We start from the raw sequence: 317 nt of genomic DNA on the forward strand, positions 1-317 counted from the left end.
TGAGCATCGTCGCGCAATTCGGATGGCGTCGGCGCATTCAGGTCAACGAAAGAGTCCAGACCCGCGTAGGTATTTGAACGAGCTCCGGCCAGGTGCGCTGGCGCAAAGTGAGCATCGTCGCGCAATTCGGATGGCGTCGGCGCATTCAGGTCAACGAAAGAGTCCAGACCCGCGTAGGTATTTGAACGAGCTCCGGCCAGGTGCGCTGGCGCAAAGTGAGCATCGTCGCGCAATTCGGATGGCGTCGGCGCATTCAGGTCAACGAAAGAGTCCAGACCCGCGTAGGTATTTGAACGAGCTCCGGCCAGGTGCGCTGG

1 pseudogene is annotated in these 317 nt (G+C 60.3%); it reads right to left on the reverse strand.

Going from position 1 to position 317, the window contains the following annotated elements:
- Positions 1-317, reverse strand: a pseudogene (locus ACZXDY_RS46640) (hypothetical protein); the annotation flags it as partial.

The sequence above is a fragment of the Bradyrhizobium sp. LeoB3 genome (genome assembly GCF_055456055.1).